Source organism: Campylobacter concisus (genome assembly GCF_003048595.2).
Taxonomy (GTDB): Bacteria; Campylobacterota; Campylobacteria; order Campylobacterales; family Campylobacteraceae; genus Campylobacter_A; species Campylobacter_A concisus_L.
Genome location: NZ_CP049270.1, coordinates 502,672 through 523,936 on the forward strand (window position 1 = coordinate 502,672; position 21,265 = coordinate 523,936).

The 21,265-nt window shown below is 36.6% G+C and carries 19 protein-coding genes and 1 pseudogene; 11 read left to right on the top strand and 9 right to left on the bottom strand.

All coding sequences use genetic code 11. The features are described 5' to 3' along the window. Positions 1–25 precede the first annotated feature (25 nt). A complete protein-coding gene (locus CVT15_RS02535) occupies positions 26–1,183 on the bottom strand; it encodes a tyrosine-type recombinase/integrase (RefSeq protein WP_103576239.1) in 1,158 nt (385 codons plus the stop codon). A gap of 400 nt (positions 1,184–1,583) precedes the next feature. On the opposite strand from CVT15_RS02535, the gene CVT15_RS02540 reads away from it, so the two are divergent. The 4 genes from CVT15_RS02540 to CVT15_RS02555 are packed head-to-tail and all read left to right on the top strand — an operon-like array spanning position 1,584 to position 4,736. Next, positions 1,584–2,069, top strand: a complete 486-nt coding sequence (locus CVT15_RS02540) for a PepSY domain-containing protein (protein WP_103576238.1) — start codon at positions 1,584–1,586, stop codon at positions 2,067–2,069. A gap of 50 nt (positions 2,070–2,119) precedes the next feature. Continuing rightward, entirely contained in the window at positions 2,120–2,698 is a 579-nt protein-coding gene (locus CVT15_RS02545; RefSeq protein ID WP_103576237.1) for a hypothetical protein, read from the top strand. 39 nt (positions 2,699–2,737) lie between these two features. Next, positions 2,738–3,397, top strand: coding sequence for a response regulator transcription factor (locus CVT15_RS02550; RefSeq protein ID WP_103576236.1), 660 nt, complete (start codon positions 2,738–2,740; stop codon positions 3,395–3,397). Continuing rightward, positions 3,381–4,736 (top strand): sensor histidine kinase, encoded by a 1,356-nt coding sequence (locus CVT15_RS02555; RefSeq protein ID WP_103576235.1) that lies wholly within the window; start codon positions 3,381–3,383, stop codon positions 4,734–4,736. Before CVT15_RS02550 ends, CVT15_RS02555 begins: the two co-directional genes overlap by 17 nt. Before the next feature lie 504 nt (positions 4,737–5,240). On the opposite strand, the gene CVT15_RS02560 is transcribed toward CVT15_RS02555, so the two are convergent. The 4 genes and pseudogenes from CVT15_RS02560 to CVT15_RS02575 form a co-directional block, all read right to left on the bottom strand. Beyond that, positions 5,241–6,068 (bottom strand): radical SAM protein, encoded by an 828-nt coding sequence (locus tag CVT15_RS02560; protein WP_103576234.1) that lies wholly within the window; start codon positions 6,066–6,068, stop codon positions 5,241–5,243. Then, positions 6,068–6,775 carry a 4Fe-4S binding protein gene (locus tag CVT15_RS02565; RefSeq protein WP_230853966.1) on the bottom strand — a complete coding sequence of 236 codons (708 nt, stop codon included), beginning with the start codon at positions 6,773–6,775 and terminating at the stop codon, positions 6,068–6,070. The genes CVT15_RS02560 and CVT15_RS02565 overlap by 1 nt, the downstream gene beginning before the upstream one ends. An 83-nt stretch (positions 6,776–6,858) precedes the next feature. Further along, positions 6,859–7,718, bottom strand: a pseudogene (locus tag CVT15_RS10280) (substrate-binding domain-containing protein). Beyond that, on the bottom strand, positions 7,709–7,876 hold the full coding sequence (locus CVT15_RS02575; RefSeq protein ID WP_196373539.1) for a hypothetical protein: 168 nt from the start codon (positions 7,874–7,876) through the stop codon (positions 7,709–7,711). The pseudogene CVT15_RS10280 and the gene CVT15_RS02575 overlap by 10 nt, the downstream one beginning before the upstream one ends. A gap of 163 nt (positions 7,877–8,039) precedes the next feature. Between CVT15_RS02575 and CVT15_RS02580 the strand changes: the two genes are divergently transcribed. The 7 genes from CVT15_RS02580 (at position 8,040) to CVT15_RS02610 (ending at position 15,526) form a co-directional block, all read left to right on the top strand. After that, a complete protein-coding gene (locus tag CVT15_RS02580; protein WP_196373540.1) occupies positions 8,040–11,810 on the top strand; it encodes a S6 family peptidase in 3,771 nt (1,256 codons plus the stop codon). A gap of 655 nt (positions 11,811–12,465) precedes the next feature. Further along, a complete protein-coding gene (locus tag CVT15_RS02585) occupies positions 12,466–12,705 on the top strand; it encodes a helix-turn-helix transcriptional regulator (RefSeq protein ID WP_103576231.1) in 240 nt (79 codons plus the stop codon). After that, positions 12,695–13,690 (top strand): AAA family ATPase, encoded by a 996-nt coding sequence (locus CVT15_RS02590; RefSeq protein ID WP_159070244.1) that lies wholly within the window; start codon positions 12,695–12,697, stop codon positions 13,688–13,690. Before CVT15_RS02585 ends, CVT15_RS02590 begins: the two co-directional genes overlap by 11 nt. Positions 13,691–13,920: 230 nt before the next feature. Then, a complete protein-coding gene (locus CVT15_RS02595) occupies positions 13,921–14,169 on the top strand; it encodes a hypothetical protein (protein WP_103576229.1) in 249 nt (82 codons plus the stop codon). Then, complete coding sequence (locus CVT15_RS02600; RefSeq protein ID WP_103576228.1) at positions 14,139–14,654, top strand: relaxase/mobilization nuclease domain-containing protein; 516 nt, start codon at positions 14,139–14,141, stop codon at positions 14,652–14,654. Before CVT15_RS02595 ends, CVT15_RS02600 begins: the two co-directional genes overlap by 31 nt. 18 nt (positions 14,655–14,672) lie before the next feature. Beyond that, positions 14,673–14,822 (top strand): hypothetical protein, encoded by a 150-nt coding sequence (locus CVT15_RS02605; RefSeq protein WP_159070243.1) that lies wholly within the window; start codon positions 14,673–14,675, stop codon positions 14,820–14,822. 41 nt (positions 14,823–14,863) lie between these two features. Next, positions 14,864–15,526, top strand: a complete 663-nt coding sequence (locus tag CVT15_RS02610) for a hypothetical protein (protein WP_107898044.1) — start codon at positions 14,864–14,866, stop codon at positions 15,524–15,526. Between the two features lie 739 nt (positions 15,527–16,265). Here CVT15_RS02610 and CVT15_RS02615 read toward each other — a convergent pair. The 4 genes from CVT15_RS02615 to CVT15_RS09935 are packed head-to-tail and all read right to left on the bottom strand — an operon-like array spanning position 16,266 to position 20,421. Next, a complete protein-coding gene (locus CVT15_RS02615) occupies positions 16,266–16,481 on the bottom strand; it encodes a hypothetical protein (RefSeq protein ID WP_103577071.1) in 216 nt (71 codons plus the stop codon). A 9-nt stretch (positions 16,482–16,490) separates the two neighbouring features. Further along, entirely contained in the window at positions 16,491–18,494 is a 2,004-nt protein-coding gene (locus CVT15_RS02620) for an AlwI family type II restriction endonuclease (RefSeq protein ID WP_103577070.1), read from the bottom strand. Between the two features lie 8 nt (positions 18,495–18,502). Beyond that, the gene (locus CVT15_RS09930; protein WP_198426212.1) at positions 18,503–19,417 is read right to left on the bottom strand and encodes a Dam family site-specific DNA-(adenine-N6)-methyltransferase; all 915 of its coding nucleotides are present in this window, start codon (positions 19,415–19,417) and stop codon (positions 18,503–18,505) included. After that, positions 19,402–20,421, bottom strand: a complete 1,020-nt coding sequence (locus tag CVT15_RS09935; RefSeq protein WP_103577068.1) for a DNA adenine methylase — start codon at positions 20,419–20,421, stop codon at positions 19,402–19,404. The genes CVT15_RS09930 and CVT15_RS09935 overlap by 16 nt, the downstream gene beginning before the upstream one ends. Positions 20,422–21,265: the final 844 nt, after the last annotated feature.

Here is a 21,265-nt window from a genome sequence, read left to right on the forward strand (position 1 = left end):
GCTGAATAAACAACTTGATATAAACCTATTCATACAAAGATTCCACCATCTCTCGTCCGCTGTCGGGCATCAGCTTAGCGTATCTTAGGGTGTGATTGATGTCTGAGTGATTCATGAGCTTTTTTATCGTTAGTATAGGAGTGCCTTTTATAGCAAGATGCGAAGCGAACGTATGCCTAAGGGTATGAATAACTACTCTATTGGTTGCGTCGCTTATATCTAAATTTTGATTAAAAAGCTTATTTAGTAACGGCTGTAAGACGTTTTGGATAGTGGCTTTTGGCTTATTTACTAAAAAATCGTTCGGGGATAGGGCGGTATAAATTTGATTTATCATTTCTAACGCCATTTTGCTTAAAAACCCTGTATACGTGCTCTTTGTCTTAAAGTCGCTTATAGCGACCGACTTGGTCGATAGCGCTAAATCCTTTTTCTTGATATTTAAAATTCCTTCTAACCTAGCTCCCGTACATAAAGCAAGCTCAACAAACAGCCCTAGGGCGAAGTCTTTCTTGTCCGCTACTTCTTTGCGTAAAAGTTCTATCTCGATAAGCTCCAAAAACCTTTCTCGCTTGTTGTTTGGTTTTTTTAGCTCTATTTTGTACGGGCTAATATGATCGATAAGGTCATTTTTTATAGCGTGATTAAAAATCGTCCTAACTATACCCATTATGGCATTTATGCGAGATTGCGATAATTTACGTTTGGTTTTAGGAGAGATGATTTGAGAGATATCCTTATGGTGCTCGCTTATCGTCTCGGGCGTTATCTGCGTCGTGGCTAGACCACCTAACTTATCCTTATGGTAAATTTCATAATCTCGCCTTTGCTCTTTTATATTGATGGCGTTATCAGGTTCTTTTTCTAGTTTAAAATTAAAAAAGGCGTCTGCGATCTCATCAAATTTAAGCGAGTTTTTGTTATTCTTGGCAGCTATTTTCTTGGATATGCTATCGGGAAGCTCTCCGTTTCTTTGCTTTGCGTCGAATTCTTTCTTTTTGTTATATGCGTAGGTTATATTTACACCTTCGGATTTCGATCCGATTTTGACGTTTGCCTTTTTACCATCAAGCGTAACTCTCATATAAAAAACTACGTCGCCGCTAGCTAGATTATTAAAGAAAATTCCCGGGTATTTATTGACTCCGAACGATGAGTTGTAATTTTTAAGTTTTCCTGCCATAATACCCCCTAAATTTGTTCCCTGTTTATTCCCAAAATTTGTAAAAATGCATGATATTTTAGGGATTTATAGAGTATTTTGGAGTGTTTAAGAATTATATATTTTTGAACCAGCATCCGGAGCCATTTATATTCAAAAATTCCTTTTAAACCCACGATTTTAATGATGTTTCAAGAGCTTTAAGTTTTCTTGTTTTTTGTATTTTTCCTCTTTATTTCCCTTCAGATTTATTTGCTGTTTCAAAGTATATTATTTTATTTGCTGTCAAAATGCAATTAGATATTCATATTTAAACGAAGTTAAAATAAATTTTCCTTTATTCATCCTAGCTTCATTTAAGACTTTTATAATGCGCTCATCCAAACAAAGAGTTGGAAATAAAAAATAAAAAGGACAAACAATGAACAAAGTATTAAGCGCAGCTGTTTTAGCAGCGATTTTAGGTGCCACAGGCTTACAAGCGGCTATCACATATAATGATGCCTTAAACATAGCGGAGAAAAACTTCCCAGGCTCAAGCGTCAAGGATATCTCAGTAGATGTTAAAAAAGGAACGACATTTTATGAGATAGAGTCTTTTAAAGATAATGTAAAAAAAGAGATCAAGATCGACGCAAACAGCGGTCAGATCGTAAAACAAAAGGATAAAAATAAAAAATTGATCCTACCAAATGAGGCGATAGACTTTTCAAAGCTCACCCTCAATATCGACGAGGCCGTAAATAAAGCGCTCGCCCTTGAGGCTGGCTGGAGTCTTGATGAGGCAGATCTTGATAATAAAAACGGCACTTGGATCTACAAGGTCGAGCTTAAAAAAGGCATGAGCGAGAAAAAGGTGATAATAAACGCTCAAACAGGCGAGATCATCGGCAACTACACGAAGTGATCTTGTGCGCCCAGAGAAATTTGGGCGCTAAATTTAACTAAGGAAAAAAGATGAACGAGAATGTAAATAAAAACTTAGACGAAAATTTAGATGTTGAGATGGCTACTGCAAGCAAAAACGAAAACCAAATTTTAGATGAAAATGCTAGCCAGACTTTAGATAAAACAGAGCAAAGAAGAGAAAATTTAGAAGAAAATATTAAAAAAATAAGCTGCGGCGCTAACTGGGCTCTTAATTTAGCCAAAAAGACATTAGAAGTTTCACTCCAAAGCGCCGGTGGCGTGCTAGCTTGTGCCGGTAAGGCTGGAGAGTGGTTGGGAAATTTAGCAAACGAGCTAAAAGATGAGGCCAAAAAGGCGAAGCTTTCAAAGGTAAATGAAGAGCAGGCTAAATTTGACGGCGCACAGATCATCTCAAGTGATCTAGTCAAAGATATCGTCGCTAAACGCTTAAAAACAGAGGCTGACAATGTTGAATTTAGTCAAATTTACCTAGGCAAGATGGAGGCGTTTAACAAAGCTAGCAGGGAGTATTTTTACGAGGCGAAGGCTAAATTTAACGACTTTTTATATTGTTTTAAAATAGCAGCCGGCAACGGAGAGATACTTAGCCTAAAAATAAAGAGTTAAATTTGATAAAATAGCGAGCAAAACCAAAAAGAGGCAAAGATGAAAATTTTAGTCGTTGAAGACGAGATAGACCTAAACAACGTCATCACAAAGCACCTTAAGAAAAACGGATATAGCGTCGATAGTGCGTTTAACGGCGAGGAGGCGATGGACTTTACCGCCGTGGCGCACTACGACCTCATAGTGCTTGATATCATGATGCCGGTGATGGACGGCCTTACATTTTTGCAAAGATCGCGCGCCGCAAAGCTTGCGACACCTGTGCTGATACTAACGGCAAAAGACGATGTGGACGACGTCGTAAAGGGGCTCGATGCGGGCGCGGATGATTATTTGGTAAAGCCATTTGACTTTAAGGAGCTACTAGCTAGGGTACGCACGCTCATTCGCCGAAATAGCGGCAATACGGCTAATGAAATTTATGCAGGCGAGCTAAAGGTCGATCTTTCTAAAAAGTCAGTTGAATTTGGTGGTGAGCAGATAGAGCTAACTGGCAAAGAGTATGAAATTTTAGAGTTTTTGATGTTAAATAAGGGCAGAATTTTAACCCGCGATCAGATCAAAGAGCACGTCTGGGACTTCGACTACACGGGCGGCTCAAACGTCATCGACGTGCTTATTAAAAATATCAGAAAGAAGCTCGGCGAGTGCGAAATAATCCAAACCAAAAGAGGGCTTGGCTATGTTGTTAAGGATTAAACAAGCGCTTGCAAACATACCAATAACGGCGCGCGTAACGCTTTGGTACTCGTTTTTTATCATCGCTATCGTGGCGGCGCTCATCGCTATCTCAGCGGTTGTTGCGGATGAAATTTTTGAAGATGTGAGCCAAAAAAAGCTAGCTAAATCAGTCACTAAAATCGCCAATGATACGGAAGAATTTGAACCTTATGATGATGGGATATTTTTTATAAAATACAGCGCAAACAGCGAAGTGCTGGGCGGTTTAGTGCCTAAAAATTTTGATGGCTCGCTTAAGATGGATAGTGGCGAGGTGAGATACTATGAAAACGGCGAAAACCGCTTTTACTACTACGACATCGCGGCCAAAGGCAAAAAGGTCTGGATCAGAGGCATCATAAATGCGGAGAGATTTTTCAAAAAAGAGGGGCTATTTTTGCTGGCCCTTGGCGTCTTTGTGCCGGTTTTATTTGCCTTTGTACTTTATGGTGGCTACAAAACGATAAAAAATGCCCTAAAACCAGTCGCCACGATGTCTAAAACTGCGCTTGAGATAGGCAGCAGCCGGGACTTTTCAAAGCGTATCGACCTGCCTGCTGGCAAAGACGAGCTGCACGCGCTTGCGAGCGTTTTTAACCAGATGCTTGACTCCCTTGAGAAGGTCTATCAAAGCGAAAAACAGCTCACCTCAGACGTCTCGCACGAGCTGCGAACGCCGCTATCTGTCATCATGGCTGAGAGCGACTACGCTAAAAACTACTCACAAAATTTGGACGAGGCCAAAGAGTCACTGGAGGTCATCTCTAGGCAGTCAAGGAAAATAACTTCGCTTATAGATCAAATTTTGGAGCTCTCAAGACTGGAGGCTGGCAGAAATTTAGAGCTAAAACGCATAAATTTAAGCTCTATCTTGCAAAATTTAGCCACCGACTATGAGAAGCTAGCAGACGCAAAGGGGCTAAAATTTAACTGCGTGGTAGCACTAGGTGCCGTAATCCTCGGCGATGAGCTGATGATATCAAGGCTGGTGGATAACTTTTTAAGCAACGCACTAAAATTTGCCTTAACCAAAATAGAACTAAATTTAAGCATGTCAAAAACACACGTACTTTTGTCTGTAAAAGACGATGGTGCGGGTATCTCTAAAAAAGATAGCGAGCTAATCTGGAATAAATTTTATCAAGCTGATAGCTCAAGAAATAAAAGCCTAAACACAGGTAGTGGTCTTGGCCTAGCTATTGCTGCAAACATCGCTAAAATTCACGGCGCAAAGCTTGGCTTAAAAAGTGAAGCTGGAGCTGGGAGCGAATTTTGGGCTGAATTTGAGCTTGTAAATTTAAAAGAAGTGAAAATTTAGGCAGTTTGTTAAGACAAAATTTACGCAATAGCAAACAAATATGAGCATAAATTTAAACGCCGCATAAAATGATGTCTATATTTTTAAAGCAAAGTTAAATTTATAAACTTTTTACAGAAATTTCATGGTTAGGTTGCTTCAAAAGAGCTCTGAGAGCGTACTCATATCATAAGCATTAACAAAGACTTCAAAGCTACGAGATAGATGAAGATAGTAGCGGTTGAGGTCTATATAGTAAGTAAAGCATTAAGATGTCTGATTTAAAGCTCACTTAAATGGCTTTTAAAAGAATTTGTAAAAAGATGTTTTGCAAAGTAATGTAAAGAATTTTTGTCACTTTGTTTTTGAGCAAAGCTTGCTCTAACTGCAAATTAACCGCACTTCTCAGTGCCTTTTTATAACTTTGATATCTAACAAAATTTACAAAATTTGGCAGAGAGCTACAAGTAAAAACAAAAAAACAAAAATGCAGAAGGCACTAAATTCAGTGCCTTCCTTTTATCTCTATCTTTCGCCAAGTTTGCCACATGCATCAGCACGACATCTACTGCAATGCGACATTTGATTTATGTCACTACCTATTGATCTACGGATGCGGTGGATCTCATCAGTTGAAGGGGATTTTAAATTTTCAAAAGGCGTATCATGCACCGGTATCATCGCCATGCAGTTCATTATGTCAGCTCCCCACTGCTTTGCCTTTGCCGAGATGCTTTGGACGTGGTCCATATTGACACCAGGGATGACAACGGTGTTTATCTTTACTAACATGCCAGCCTCTTTTAGCTTGCGGATGCCCTCGTCCTGGCGCGCTAGCAGTATCCTAGCAGCCTCCTCGCCGTAGTAGTTTTTATCCTCATACCTTACCCACGAATATACCTTCGAGCCAACATCTGGCGTCACGGCATTAACCGTCACTGTCACGTGGCTCACGCCAAGACGCACGATCTCATCCACATGCTCAGGCAGCGCTAAGCCATTAGTTGAGAGGCAGAGTAGGGCGTTTGGGAAGTAGGACTTGCACTTTTCAAAGGTTGCTAGCGTCTTGTCAGCGTCACACATCGGATCGCCAGGACCAGCGATGCCGATGGCGGAGATGTCTTGTCTAAATTTAAAGAGCTTTTCTAAAAATTTCACCGATTCATCTGGCGTTTGCACCTTTGCCGTTACGCCAGGGCGATTTTCATTAGCGCAGTCATATATGCGGTTGCAGAAGTTGCACTGGATGTCGCAGTGAGGGGCAACTGGCAGATGCACGCGTCCGTAGTTGGCGGATGCTTTTTTGTTAAAGCATGGGTGGTTGTCTAGTTCAGCCTTAGTGCGAAAGATCATTAGCTCTTTTTCCTTCCAAATTTAATAGCATTTGCATGGCAGACATTGAGGCAGTCACCGCAGTTTGTGCAGTTTATCTCATCAGGTCTCGTCCCCATTTCGCACTTACGCAAGCACGCGTCACAGTCGTCACAGGCACTTGTTTTATAGACGAGAAATATCGAAAATTTACGCAAAATTTCAAGCACGCCACCTGATGGACAGACAAAACGACACCAAAGGTTAGCTACGATCAGTGAGGCTAGCATGACCGAGATGATGATCACCGTGCGAGTGACCCACTCCCATTCGCCAAAGCGAAGTGACAAAGTAAGAGCGGTTAGGTACTCATCGCTCGTTCTTATAGGTATCATCATGCGAGGATTACCCCAGATGAAATAGACCCAAAGGCTGATTGCTATGGCAATTAGCATGCCTATTTGAGCGATTATCAGCTTTTTGCTGCGAATTTTTAGCTTGAAAAAGGCAAATTTACCAAGCATTTGATTGACAGAGCCTGCTGGACAGGCCCAGCCACAAAATGCCCTACCAAAGAGGATGACAAGCGCTGGGATAAATAGCCAAAATCCAAAAAACAGCGATGTGATCCGCCCCCAACAGGTGATGATAGGGCAGTTTTGGCAATTTACAAATGGCACTACAAAAGGGCATCTAAAAATGCCGTAATACGTCCATTGACCGATGCCTGCTATGAAGATGATCTGCACTAGGCGTCTTATCTTTGTTGTGGGAGAGTTTTAAATTTACATTGCCGCATGCACTGCTATTAGAGCATGCGCTATTACAGCTACTACACATCTTTTACACCAAACCTTTCTATAAGCTCTAGCCCACGCGCTGAATAAATGGAGGTAAAGCCATGTTTTTCAAAAATTTCTTGCCCTTCAGTGCCGCAAACAAAGTCTGCAAAGTCATTTGCGAGCCTTTCATCTTTTACATATTTCATTATATTTAGCGTAAAAATGAGCGGTCCAGGCGGGATGAGCTTTTCATCGATGGGCATATACTCGATCTTGTCTTTGAACCTATCGTGTGTTGTTAGGCGCTTTTCGATGATCGAGGCATCGCCCTTGCCATCAACTAGCTCGCGCATAATATTTATGACGCATGATCCGTTTGCGACTAGGTTTTTCATCACCGCATCAGTAAGGTTTGAGTTTTTAAGATCCCTTTGACGGGGCCACTGCCAGGGGGCGATGATCTAAGAGGCAGCATCACTCTAACTCCTGGCTCAGCAAGGTCTTTTAAGTCGCGAATGCCAGCAGGGTTTCCTTTTGGCACGACTAGGACGTAGTCGGTAAAGCATAGTGGCCTAAAGTGAAGGCTAAGGTCAGCTTTGCGAAGTTTTTTAGAAAGCTCTAAAACCCTTGCTCCAAAGAGCTCGGTCGTGCTTTGAAGTGCTAAAAGCGACTTGCCAAGAGCACCAGCAAATGCGCCAGTGTATTGGATATTGTGCCCTGTTCTTGCCTCGTAAATGGCATTTAGCTCATTAAATGCTTCAGATAGGCCACCGCACGACCAAACTTGAAGCGAGTCAGACTTAAAGGGCGTAAAGCCAGCTAGCATCGTTTGCGGAGTGGCAACAGCAGCTGTGGCTAAAGCACCTTTTAAAAAGCCACGGCGTGATATACCGGTTTGTTTTAATTCCATGAAATCTCCTTTTGGGATTTAAGAAATGTAAATTTGATATTTTCGGCACGCGAAACTTGTGAAATTTGACTTTTGAAATTTGCAAAAATGGTAGTTGAAGGTAAATTTATGCAAATGTAAATCGCAACTGCGACCAAATTTGGTGTAATTATAACCAAAAGTAAGTTTAAAAAGCGAGATAATTTTAATGAGATAAAAAATTTATATTGTAAATTTAATGTCTAAAAAATAATTAAGGTTTTAATTATTAAATCGTAAAAAATATTGTAAAATACTTCCTTTATTTTAAATGGAATTATATTCACAAAATGGAGGTTTATCTTGAAAAATAACAAATTCGGTATTTCTATCGCTTTGGCAAGCATTTTATGCGCTTGTGCAAATGCGCAGGTTATGGATATAGGAACGAATTATTATAGGGATTATCTTGATTTCGCGCAAAATAAGGGAGCTTTTGCTCCACAAGACGCTCCGCTAGAATTTGCGCAAAGAAACGGCGACAAATTCACGTTTGATAAAATCCCAAATAGCGGCGCTAGGAATAATAAAGGAAATTTTACTTCACTCGGACGAAATTTCGTCGTAACGGCGAACCATACGTTAGATGCTGCCGCGGCTAGTAATTTTAACGAAAATAGGGGATGGTTTGGTAATACTAAATACGAATATCTAACATCACATATGGCAACTTCTACGGAAAAATTATACAACTCCGATACCACTTATATGCGAACGACTAAATACATCGTAGAGGGACAAATAGATCCGATAGACGTACCGAATTTAGATATTTCAGGTGATAGCAGGGCGACTGATGAGGCTAATATAGATAAAATACAAAACTATTTAAATGATATAAAAAATAGCGGCGGCGCTAGAGGCGATAACGTTCTTGCCTATCAGGCGGGTACCGGAGCGCTCGGGCTAGAAAAACCGAAAATAGATACCGATGGATATAGCGACGTCGTAAGCGCAAGAGAATTTGAAGATCAAAATATCGTTAATCAGGCTTTGGGCGGAAGCGTAAACGAAATAAGCACGCATTATTCGGCTAATTATAAAACGCATATCTCGAGTATAAATAGGCCCGGCATTTATATGTTTATGACCTCTGATAGGGTTTTTAGGAACAGGCTTTTGCCCGGCGATAGCGGTTCTGGATTTTTCGTATACGATACGGTAGCGCAAAAATGGGTTTTAGTAGGGGTTTTATCGGCGGTCGCCGATAATAGCAATCACGCCTCAATCGTAACAATGAGAGATTTTAGCGACTATAGGAGAAATTATGAAAATTTAGTCAGCGGTTTAAACGTCTCAAATGCCCAACTCGTAAGAAATAAAGATAATATATTTAACGCCGCAAACGGTTCAAACATTACGCTAAATTCTAACCTTGACTTAGGCCACGGCGGAATCGTCGTAAATAGCGGAAATTTTACCCTTCTAAACGGTATCGGAAGCAATAAAATAACTAGACTTGCTGGATTTGACGTAGCTAGCGGCGCAAGTTTGAGCTTAAACGTAGCGGCCGATACTAGCGTACATAAAATCGGCAAAGGAAGTTTAATCGTAAATTCTAGCGGTAATAAAACCTTAAGATTAGGCGACGGTATCGTGGATATAAGAGCCGTAAACGCTTTTGAAAAAATTTATTTAACGAGCGGTAGAGGCTTATTAAGACTCGGCGTAGACGATAGTTTAAACGATAAAATTTTCTTTGGAAACGGCGGAGGAAAGCTTGATTTAAACGGATTCGATCAAATTTTTAGTAACGTTTCGGCTAATTCAAACGCCGCTAAAATCACGAATTTATCCGCTCAAAAAGCAACGCTTAAAATAAACGGCGAAAGCGACAAGGATACTATATTTCATGCGAGCGTAGATAAAAATATAGACGTAAAACACGATGGACAGGGACGAGAGCTTGTATTTGACGGCGGTTTTGATATAGACGGAAGCCTGACTCTAAACAACGCCAATGTGACTTTGCAAGGGCACCCGACCGCTCATGCTACGGCAGATAATAGCATTTTAACGCAAACGGTAAAGGATAAAATAGCCGCCGCCGGTTTAAGCGAACCTTCGTATATGGATTTAACTCGCCCCTCTACGCTATCGCAGCCTGATTGGGATAAACGAAAATTTAATGCGAAAGAGGGCATAAAAATAAACTCTTCAGAACTTACGATAGGTAAGGACGCGGACGTAAATAGCGATATAGAGGCGAAAAATTCCGTTATAAATTTAAGCGGCGAATTAACTCACTATATCGATAAATTCGACGGCTCAAATACTTATGACGACGGCTTAAAATACCGCCAAGACGTAGAAAAAGGAAATTTGCTAGTTAAAGACGTAAGCTTTAAAAATAAAATCGTCATGGATAGCGACAGCATGCTAAAAGTAGGCGGCACGACTACAAAGCTAAGAGAGCTTGTAGTAAACGGCAAAAATACGGCTCCTGCTCGTAGCATAGCGGCTGGAAGCGGTAAATTAGAAATAGAAGATTTAGAGGTTAGCGGAGCAAATAAACTAACCTTTGACCCCGATACGACCGTAACAAAAAATTTAAATATTAAAGATTTCGGCAACGCAAACGAGCCGATTTTGGACTTTAAAAAGGTTTTGACGCTTGGCGCTGGGATGAAATTTAATATCGACTTTACGGCTGCTTTGGAAGGGCAAATGACGGCCGATAAAACCTATACGCTAGTAAGCGCTACAAATATCGTAAATGAAGGTGCAATATTTAATACCGAGCAAAAAATCGGTGATCTTTTTACAACTTATACTATAAAAGACAATAAAGTCTTGATGAGTTTAAATAAAACTGAAAAGCCTGAAACAAAGCCTGAAACAAAGCCTGAAACAAAGCCTGAAACAAAGCCTGAAACAAAGCCTGAAACAAAGCCTGAAACAAAGCCTGAAACAAAGCCTGAAACAAAGCCAAACGATAATAATCATCATAATTTACGAAACGGGCTTCGTGTGGTAAATTTTAGCGAAAGACAAAACAAGATCCTAAATATGCTAAAAAATACGCCTGAATACGAAAATGCCGTTCAAAGCGGCGATATGGAAACGATAAAGGGTATGGCGCTAAAGGCGGAATCCGATATGAATGAAATTTCGGCTTCGTCTTTAAAAATCAGCGCTAAGGCTCTGCAAAGCAACAACGATCTAATCAACTCAAGATTGTCGCGAATTATACAATTAAGAGCAAGGGCCGATATCTCTCGATTTAGTCTGGCTGGGCTTGAGAGCGACTTTAAACCGACTGCTGCGATGGCTTATGAGGCGGCTGAGGCGGATAGGCCGAGAAATAACTTCTGGGCGAACGTAAACGGAGCGTACTTTAAAGATAAAGATAGCAGCGGAGATTTAAAATTTTACGGTACTAATATCGGCTACGACAGGAGCTACGACGAATTTATTTTGGGCGCTAGTGCGGGCGTGAGCAAGGCTAAATTTAACTCTGGCGCCATGAGCGACGATGCTAAAATTTACAGTTTTGGAGCGTATGGAGTTTTTGAGCGAGACGCTCACGAGATACAGAGCAATTTAAATTTAGCCTTCGTAAACTCTAAGCGCAGCTTAAATGATTTACAAAAGGCTAGCGTAAGAAGCACGGGTATCCTTTCGAGCAACTACTATAAATATAAAATTTCGCTCGGATCAAACGGCGAATACGCTCAGGCTATCAAGCCCGTACTTGCGCTAGAATTTGGCGCAAACGGCGCAAACGGCTTTAAAAACGATAGATACGATCAAAAAGACATAAACGACTTTAACGTAGCTTTGGGAGTCGGCGTCGAGTATGTGTTAAATAGCGATAAAAATGCATTTGCGGTACAATTTTTGTTAAAACAAAATGTCTATAACTCTGACGATAAATCTTACATTTCGCTAAATAACTCAAACGAATACGTCGACTACAAGCTCAACAACAACAAACCGGTCTATAAACTAAATTTAGCGGCAAGCACGGAGTTTAGCAAAAATTTTGCAGTTTCTTATCAGCTTAGCGGGATGCTAGATAACGATAGAAGCTACGGCGTAAGCGGCGGTATGAAACTAGAATATAAATTTTAAGATATTAGATCAAGGTGAATAAAAGTTCACTTTGATTCTTAAATCAAAAGCAAAATAGTCTCAAAGTTTAGATTTTAGAAGATTAAAGATTATAAATAAAATAAAAAGTGGTGGGTTCACCAGACTTCAAATTTATTCATATAATGCCATATTTACCGCCATTTTATGCAATATTTTAATAAACCACATTAAAGCAACCACACGATTAAGTTGTGATATAACCTTAAAAATATAATAACAAATCTAAGCCACGCTAAACACCAGATAATCCCTAAAAATCGTAGTTTTTTAGTATTTTATAGTTTTTACACTTTTTTATAGTTTTTTAACTCCTTTAAAAAAACTAAAATACCCCCGTATTATGGCTTTTAAGAATTATATTTATAAGAGTTTGTTAAATTTTTTATTTGTATATGCTAAGTAAATTTTAAGCTATATAAAATCTCGTAAAAAGTCCTATAAGTCGGACTAGACCACTCATTAATTAAAGCTATTTAAGTTTTAGACATATCCTTAAAAATAAAAGTTAATTTTAACCACTTCTTTTATGAAATCTAACAAAATTTTAAAAATTACCAACAGCTCGCACACAGCTTAGTAGAGTTAGTATTACAGAGTTTTAAAACCAAAAATCACATTAGAAAAAGGAGAGCCGATGTATATCACACAAATCGAAAATGATGAATTTTTAACTCCAACACAGCTTAAAAGTCTTTTAGGGCTTAGCATACCCACACAAGCAAAAATGAGAGCTAGACGCGGTTGCTTTGCAAAAGATACCAATCCACTCCCGTTTTTAAAGTTAGGTGCTAGGGTGCTTTATCGCAAAAGCTCAATTGAGGAGTGGCTAAAATCAAAAGAGAGTAGTAAAAAGGTGGATGAAAATGAAGGATGAAATGGGGGCAAATGCCCCACTTAAAAGCAGTGATGACATTATAACAAAAGTAGCTAAAAATGCCATAAAACTAAGCAAAAACAAGCTTTTGGCTCACGAAGTTTCGTGGCTCGTGCCAAATTTCTTATACAAAAATAGCCTTGTGATGATTTATGCTGCAGCTGGCAGTGGCAAGAGCTGGTTTGCCTACGCTCTTGCAAACTTAATCGCTAAAAATAGCACTATAAATGTCTGCTATATTGATGCTGATAATGGACTAACAACGCTTAAAAATCGCAATGTCACGCAAATTCTAGACAAGCAGAATTTTAAACTCATAATGCTAAATGGTGCTGAGAATAGCGATATATTTAAAAAGCTAAAAACGCATGATTTAAGCGATACTTTCATTGTGATTGATAGCATTCGCAACTTTATGAGCCGTGTTAATCTAATCTCAGATAGTGAAGTTTTAGCCTTTTTAAATGACTTGCAACAGATGAGAAACAACGGAGCCACTATCGTTTTTTTACATCATCAGCCAAAGCAAACGCAAGGCGAGAATAACAAACTTTACAAAGGTGCAACCGCTTTTGCTGATAGTGTTGATGAAGCATACTATCTTTGTAATGTCGGCAGTGATAAAAATGAGTTTTTGTTTTACCTAGAGCCACAAAAGTGTCGCGATGAGACGAAACAAACAGCTTTTAGGCTCACGCCAAATGATTTTTGTCTAAGTGTTTTAGAACAAAGAGATATTGAAATTTTAACGCTTAATGACAAAGAAAAAATCACACTCTCTCTCGTGCGTGAAGTGATAAACTCATGCAAACAGATAAATCAAAGCACATTAGCTAAAAAAATTTTAGCTCTAGCAAATGAGCGGTCTTATGAGACGATAGGTAAAAACTCACTTTGGAGTTTGCTAAATAAATTTGACGGAGTTTATTTTAAAATCACTCACGACGCAAACAAAAATCAAAAAAATTTCACGCAAATTTTATAGAGAAATTTTAAAACTTTTTGCAACTTTTTTAAAAGAGCGTAAAAAGTTTTTCCCTTTTTTTAAAAAAACTTGTTTTTTTAAAAAATCTTTATCTAACGCCCAAATCTGGGGCTTTTGATAAAAAAGTGATATATAAAAGGGGTTATCCTGCCACTTTACACGTTATCTTTTTTTACGCTAATATCTTTTTTGGTTACGCAAAAATATTTTTACAAAATTTAGGAGCTAGTTTGAATTTTAAAAATTATGATGATGAACTTAAAAAAATAAAAGCAGGTAAGACTCGCAGTGAAAAATCATTTCATCAGCATATATTTTTTGGAGGCTCGACTAAATTTTCAAGCTCTCAGGTAAAAAATGCAACTAATCCACGAGGCAGTAAGCAAGTTGTTGTTAAAATGATTTCAAACTTACCTAAGAGCTCAGTAAAAGGTGTATCGACTACACTTTGCAAAACGCACACGATGGCTTATGTGTAAATGAAAAAGGGGAGAGAGTTGGCAGTGATAAAGTCATGCGTGAGTGGGGCAAGGACTTTGACACAAATAAAAACTTACGTGACGCTTGGCATTTGGTTTTTTCTATAAAAGAGCCAATTGACTATGAGCGAAAGTTAAAGGCTTTGGAGGCTAGTGTGCGTGAGACTATGGGGACAAATTTCTTTGGGCATAAGTACGTCTGTGTGCTTCACACTCATCAAAACAATCCGCACGTGCATGTGGTACTAAATAAGCGAAGCAATTTTACAAAGAAAAAACTACACTTTGACAGCAGGTCTGAGATAAGTGAATTTTTTGATAATGTTTGCACTAGCTTTGCCGTCTCTCTTGACTCTCGTGGGCTTGATTATGACAATAAGCACTCACTGCAAAAGGATTTAAAGCAGGAGTTTAACCGCCTTAAAACTAGCGTGAAGCTTGAGACTGACGAATACACTACAAAGGATAAAATTAACGATTATTAAGATAAAAATAGCGAAATGATGACGGCTAGTGCGAAGCGTTTGCAAGTTTATCGTGATGAGTTTTTAGAAGCTAGTAAAAAGCACAATGAGCTATTTGAGCTGTTTTTGCTCGAGTATAGAAAAATAGCAAGAAGCGATTTAAGCTCGGTTGTGAGGTCAAGGCTTTAAAGCAGGAGCTTCGTGAGAAAGAAATTTTATTAAAGCGAGAGATGAGAAACTATAAACGCCTTGAGTTTCGCTCTAAGCAAACTGAAAAAGCACAGCTTGAAAATTTTGCGGATATGTCAAAGTCTTTGGCTCTGCTTGAAAATTTTACTTACAACTACACAAAGCTTTTTCCAAAAAATAGGGGCGCGAGCAAGTCTGATGTGATGATGTTTAAAAGTGCCAAGCGTAGCATTGCTGTGCTTAGAGAATGCAAGGATGATCTATCACGCAAATACTTTGATGATAGCTTGGTTACTACTCGTTTGGTCGGTGGGTCGCAGAGCTTGTTTAAGCTTTCTGAAAAACTAGAAATTTTAGACAAAAACTTGCAAATTTTAGCTAGTTCAGGGCTTGGTGCTGACGAGGCTAGTGCGTTTGAGAAGCGACTAAAATCAAATCAAGAGTTTATAACTGAGCTTTGCAAGGACAGGCTTGGCTATGTCGAGCGAACGCTTTTAAAAGGGGATGAAAAAGCTAAAAATGATTTTTTAGTGCGTGAGTATTTTAAGGGCGTAGAGGTGCTTGGCATTAAGCCTGATGAACGGCTCGTGGCTTTAAAACCGAAGCCAAAACTAATGAGCGAGAGGCTGTCAAATTCTAGGGTAAATACTCAAGCAAAGTCTATCGAGAGCGGTAAAAATAAGGGATTTGAGCATGAATTTTAAAGTATTTTGCTTTCATCTACACCCAAGCCCTTAAAAAATTCTATCCCCTTTTGCTTAAATTCTTCTGGGCTTAATGACTCAATTTCGCCACGCTCGTATCGTTCCATTAACTCTAAAAAGTCCTTAGCTTCTGCTTCGTTTAATTCTGCGTCTTGACGTGCAGTGTCATATAGCTCGATATCTGTGTGTGGAGCTAGGCTTTTGATTTCACCGAGTTATTGTATATGGACTGCGTTTCTTGCGGTGTCAACTCTTCTTTTATGCTTATTCTTACTTCCATCATAGATTGTCCTTTGTTTGTTTTTGCGCAGTCTTCTCTATGTCTATTTTGGCATTGCTATTTTGCATTTCCTTTGACAGTAATTTAAAATTATAGCATATTTTACTATGTTTTCTTTTATGCTTTTTGCACATTTTGAACTTTAAAAGAGCATTTTAAGACATAATAACGTATTAAGAGTAGAGTAACTTTTTAATCTACTAAGAAAATTTTAAAAAAATGAGCACTTTTTGATTTGTTTTTGATTGGTTATTTTGATTAAGAAATAATAAAAGTGTTTAAAACAAAATATCATATTAAATAAAAATATATAAAAATAAAAATATTAAAACAAGTAAAAAAGCATTAATTTTTTACATATACTTTTTCATTTCTTAATAATTATTTCAGATTGAGCTATTTTTGTAACCTTAAAGCTTGTTCTAAAAACTCTCTTGCTTTTTTTGTTTATTTACATAATCAATAAACTTCTTTTTCATCCATCAACTCTAGCTCTCCACGCTTGTACTTAGATAAAATTTCAGTCAAATCGGCTTTGTCGTTTTCACTTAAATAATCTCCGCAATCTTGCCAATCTACGCTCATCTCAGGATCTAGCTTGGCTACTTCTATGAGTGCGTTTTGCAGTATTTCTTCTATTTCTATGGTTGCTTTGCAGTTTATTGTTATTGTCATTTTAGTCCTTTATAGTTTTTCAACTATATATTTTTGATACCACTCATCAGCTTCTAATTCATTCAAATCCGCCTTATATGCTTCATCAAATATAGAGTATAGCTCACTATACTTCTTGTCTTTTTGTATGATAGTTTTTATCTCTGTGGTTTGTAAAGATGTTATTTTCATGCCTTTTACACGATTAGATCTATTATTTGCATTATAATTTGCACCATAAAAAGCATAACTTCTGCGATTTATAAAATCACTTAGTGTATTTATATCCAACCGAGTTGTGGCAAATACACAATATGAGTTTAAATTATCACTTTCTAACAGGTGCTGTCCCAAGTGTCTTGTAACAGGCTCTAATTCCATTTGTCTTTGACCTGCTTTATTTGAAAGTGTAGCTTCAAGTAATAGCGTGTGTTTTGGATAGTGTTTGGTTTTTTCATATTCATAAACAATATCTGCTTTGCCACCACCTGCGTGGGATTTTGGTAATAAATTTGCATCAAGACTTAATTTCATATAGTCTAAAATTTTGCCCTTTCTTTCGCTGATTTTATACCATACAATCCCTAAAACATACTCAAACAAAGTATAAACTTCGGCATTATCTGTGATATACTCTTTAATTTTGCTATCATCTCTATTTTCAAAATTATCTAACAATTCTATCAGGTTTATATCACTAAATTTCTCATCAATTAACTTATTAAACCTAGCGTAACGCTCTTTTTCAAGCTCGTTTATAGCATCACTAAGATTATCGATACTTAGCCCTAACTCGCTGTTAATTGAGCCAATAATTGTATCATCATCTATTATTAACACTGATGAAATCTCATTTAATTCACAGTCATCTTGCAATAAATCACTCTTTTTATAAGCATCATTATATAGTTCATCAATTACACTATTAAAAAAATGTTTTGGAACAATATCGAGTTCTATTTTGCTATCTCTAAACAAAAATATATCACTAAGCCCCATATATCTGCGATTTAAATCAAAGTAATCATAAAGTGTGGCTTTTGCTTTAAACAGGTGCATTGTTTTAAAAAATGCTGTTTTTAGGTCGGCTTCATTTGCAATATCGTTAAAGATAGTAAAATTTAAGACTTCATCAAGCTCTTTTTTAATCTTATTCTCTGTTGTTCTAGGTTTAAAAATATAGCTATTCCACCACTTTTTTAAGTTTAGTTTTTGTATAGACAAAAATAATTCTGTAAGGGAATTTTCATCTTTATTACCATCTAAAAAGACATTTTTTAAAGCCAAAAATACTCTAAAATATGGCAAATCAAATGTAGCACTTTTTCTGTTCATACCTATTTCAATAATAGCGTTTTTGCTAACACTGGAACAATTTAAAAACCACTCTAATGCATCTTTGTAATTTTGCATTGAAAGAAGCCTGTTTATAATAATTTCATCAATGCTAATTTTATTTTTTCGCAGTCGTGAAATTTGATTAGAGATAAAATCTGTATATTCGGCATTAGTGCAAAGTGGCAATAAATATGCAAATTCATCATCACTTAAATATTCGTGGCGACTTAGCATATATAAAGTAACAATAAAAGGCCTTACTACGCTATTTTCTATTTTATAGTTGTTGGTTTTTAAAAGTTGTTTTAGATAGACAAAGCTATCTTTTGAAATCTGTAAGGCATTGTCTATGCTAAAATCTCCGTCCTTACTAATCTGCAAAACTCTAATCCCAGCATTTGTTAGCTTTCTATTATTTGTAATAAGCCCCAATTCAACTAGTCCTGATGTTTTTTCTCTTGCATCCTTATCTTTTCTTGTTGCACTTCCATCTACAAATTCGTTTTGTTTTAAAAAGTCATAATATCTATCTTGCAAAGAACTATTTCCATTCCAAACTTCTTTTTGATTTTGTGGTAGTTGCCAAAATTTATCTAGCAAATCAAGTTGAATTTCAATAGTCCTATTAAATTTTTCAGTCCTAAAACTTGTAGTTCCCAAGTTCCAACAATAGCTTTTATATGCAAATTTCCCCATTTTTATCCCTAATAATTTGTTATTAAAACTTCATCACTAAAACCGCTTTTATCTTTTATTTGGTAATTTGAATTTGAATATTTGTGCCTTAAATGGTGCGTACTAAACTGCCTTTTTTCTAGCCAAGATAGCAAAATTTTATTTGTTTTCCCTTTGCTTGTTAATACATTTGAAATGGCAAATTTTATCCCCTTTTTATCTAAGTTATCAATAAATTTAAGCAAATCAAGCTCGTCTTTTTCGCTCCAACCGCCATTTTCGTTATAACTAGCACAAGTTATTAAATATGGTGGGTCGATATATACAAAATCATCTTCGCCAAGTCTTTTAGTGTCAAAATTTCTAAAATCAAGACAAGAAAACTCACGACTTTGCTCTTGTAATCTAGTCATAAACCTAAGTAGCTTTTCTTGCATTTTAGCGTTAAAATCACGTTTGCCAACAGGTAGGTTAAACTCACCATTTGCGTTAAATCTTATTTGGTTATTAAAGGCATAAACTATTGCAACATAAAGCATTATGCAGTAGGCTTCATCTATTATATTCTTGTCGTTTAACTCATTTCTAAGCCTCAAAAAACCATTTTTGTTATACTCTCCAAGCCCCTTGTTGCTCGTGCTTTTATAAAATTCATAGCCATTTTTGCTACTTAGCGAAAGGTTGTATTTTTCTATTATTTTATAGACCGAACTTAGTAAAATTTCAGGCTTTTGAGTGCTAAAAATTTTATAAAGTTCGTGTAGTTGTGGGCTAATGTCATTATAAATTACTTTGTGGCTTTTAACATTTATGCCGACATTTGCTCCACCGCAAAATAAATCTATAAATGTGTTTATTTTTTTTGGAAAAAGAGGGAGAAGTTGTGGGAGTAGCTTAAATTTACCGCCTGTATAGTTAAGCGGTGAAGCTATGAGACTTCGCACAAAAATAGCCTTTCAGCATTGTCTTTTATCTCTGATTTGCCTGTGCTAAACGCCTTATATTTTTGTAAAAATACCAAGACCTTGCCTTTTTTGCCAAGTGTATCCATAATGACTTCGTCGCTGATTTTTGCATTTGAGCGATCGTTTCCTTTATTTGCCATGTTATTGTATGAAAACAAGATGTATTTTGCTTGGGTATTTTCTATTAAATCCGCAAAAGCTTCATTTGCATTAGCTCCGCAATATTGGCTTTTTATCGCCAATCTATCCATCTTTTTTGCGACACCACTTACCTTTGGCTTCTGCCATGTTGCTACATTTTCTAGCAGGTGGTAGCTGTCGCTGTATTGTCTTGAGTTATAAGGTGGGTCTATATAGACAAGGTCTGCACTAATCTGCCTAGCAAGTTTGTTTGCATCTTCATTAAAACAGCGATTTTTAGGGTTGTTTTTGCTATTTACAAGTGGTATAGCTAGGGTTATGTTGTCTGTTAAAATCGCCCCTTTTCTATATGCATCATAATGTCCGCAAGTAGCTGCAATTTTGTCCATTGCGTAAAGTAAAGAAGTGATTAAAATCGCTCTTTCTCGTTCATTTATTTCGCCATTTTTAAATTTATTCTCAATATTTTCACGAATGTAACCTATTTTAGAACAGACTTTTTTGCTAAAATATGTGTTGCTAAAATTTTCACTCATATAGTTGCTTTCTAACTCGTTATAGTTGTTAAATTCTTTTAAAATTTTAGCTATTTTTGTCTTGTCAAATGGTTCTGAGCCAAACCAAGCTAGGTTGCAAATAAAGTTGCTTTGCATTAGGTCGTTTGTTATGATAATTTTGTCGTTAAAAGCAGAGGCAACTGATCCAGTCCCAGCAAAAATGTCCGCTACAACGTCTATTTTGCCACAGTTTTGACGGACTACGTCCAGTATAAAAGGCCTCAGTTTGGACTTATTACCTAGATACCTGCGGTTTTGTATATTAAATGTGCTTAAATTTTTCAACTATCACTTCTTTTTGGTTTTATCTTACATTATAGCAAATTTTGTATTTACCATAATTTAAATCCATTGTTCTTGAAGGCCTTAATAAATACTAAAATAATTTTTATTAAAAAAATTTAAATATTTTATTATTTTTTTGTTGTATTAAGTGGTTATAAAAAAAGTTTAAAAAAATATCTTAAAAAAATAATATGATTTTTTTCTGTCTGTAAGAAAGTTTTAAAAAGTAATATTTAATATTTTATTAAAAAAATAATAAAAAGATTAAATATGCAAGTAAAAATAACAAATAAAAAAATAATAAATGAAAAAAAGTAAAGTAAAAAAATAAAAAAACGCTAATTTTTTTCGCATATAATTTTTAAATTTTTAATGATTGTTTAAGATTAGAGCACTTTTTACTTTTTATACTTATTGAAAAAAATACTAAAAATCAAGTTACAAAAAAACGATATTTATTTGAGTATTTTTTTGGTATATTTATCATTTAATAAAAAGATATAAAAAAACATATTAAAAAAATACAATATATCATAAGAAAAATTTTTAAGAAAAAAATGTATTCTTTTTTTGATTTAACTTTAAATTGGCTATTTTGATTAAAAAAATAATAAAGATATTTAAAAATAAAAATAACATATTAAATAAAAAAATACATTAAAAATAAAAAGTATTAAAATAAGTAAAAAAAACGATAAATTTTCGCATATATGTATCAGAAATTTTTAAGTTTTTGATAGCCATTTCGCTAAATCTATTTTCTTCCCTTTTAGGGGTCTGGGGTGCCCCCAGTGTTAAGTAAAAGTTCAAAATCAGCTTTAGCTGATTTTGATTTACCTATGCA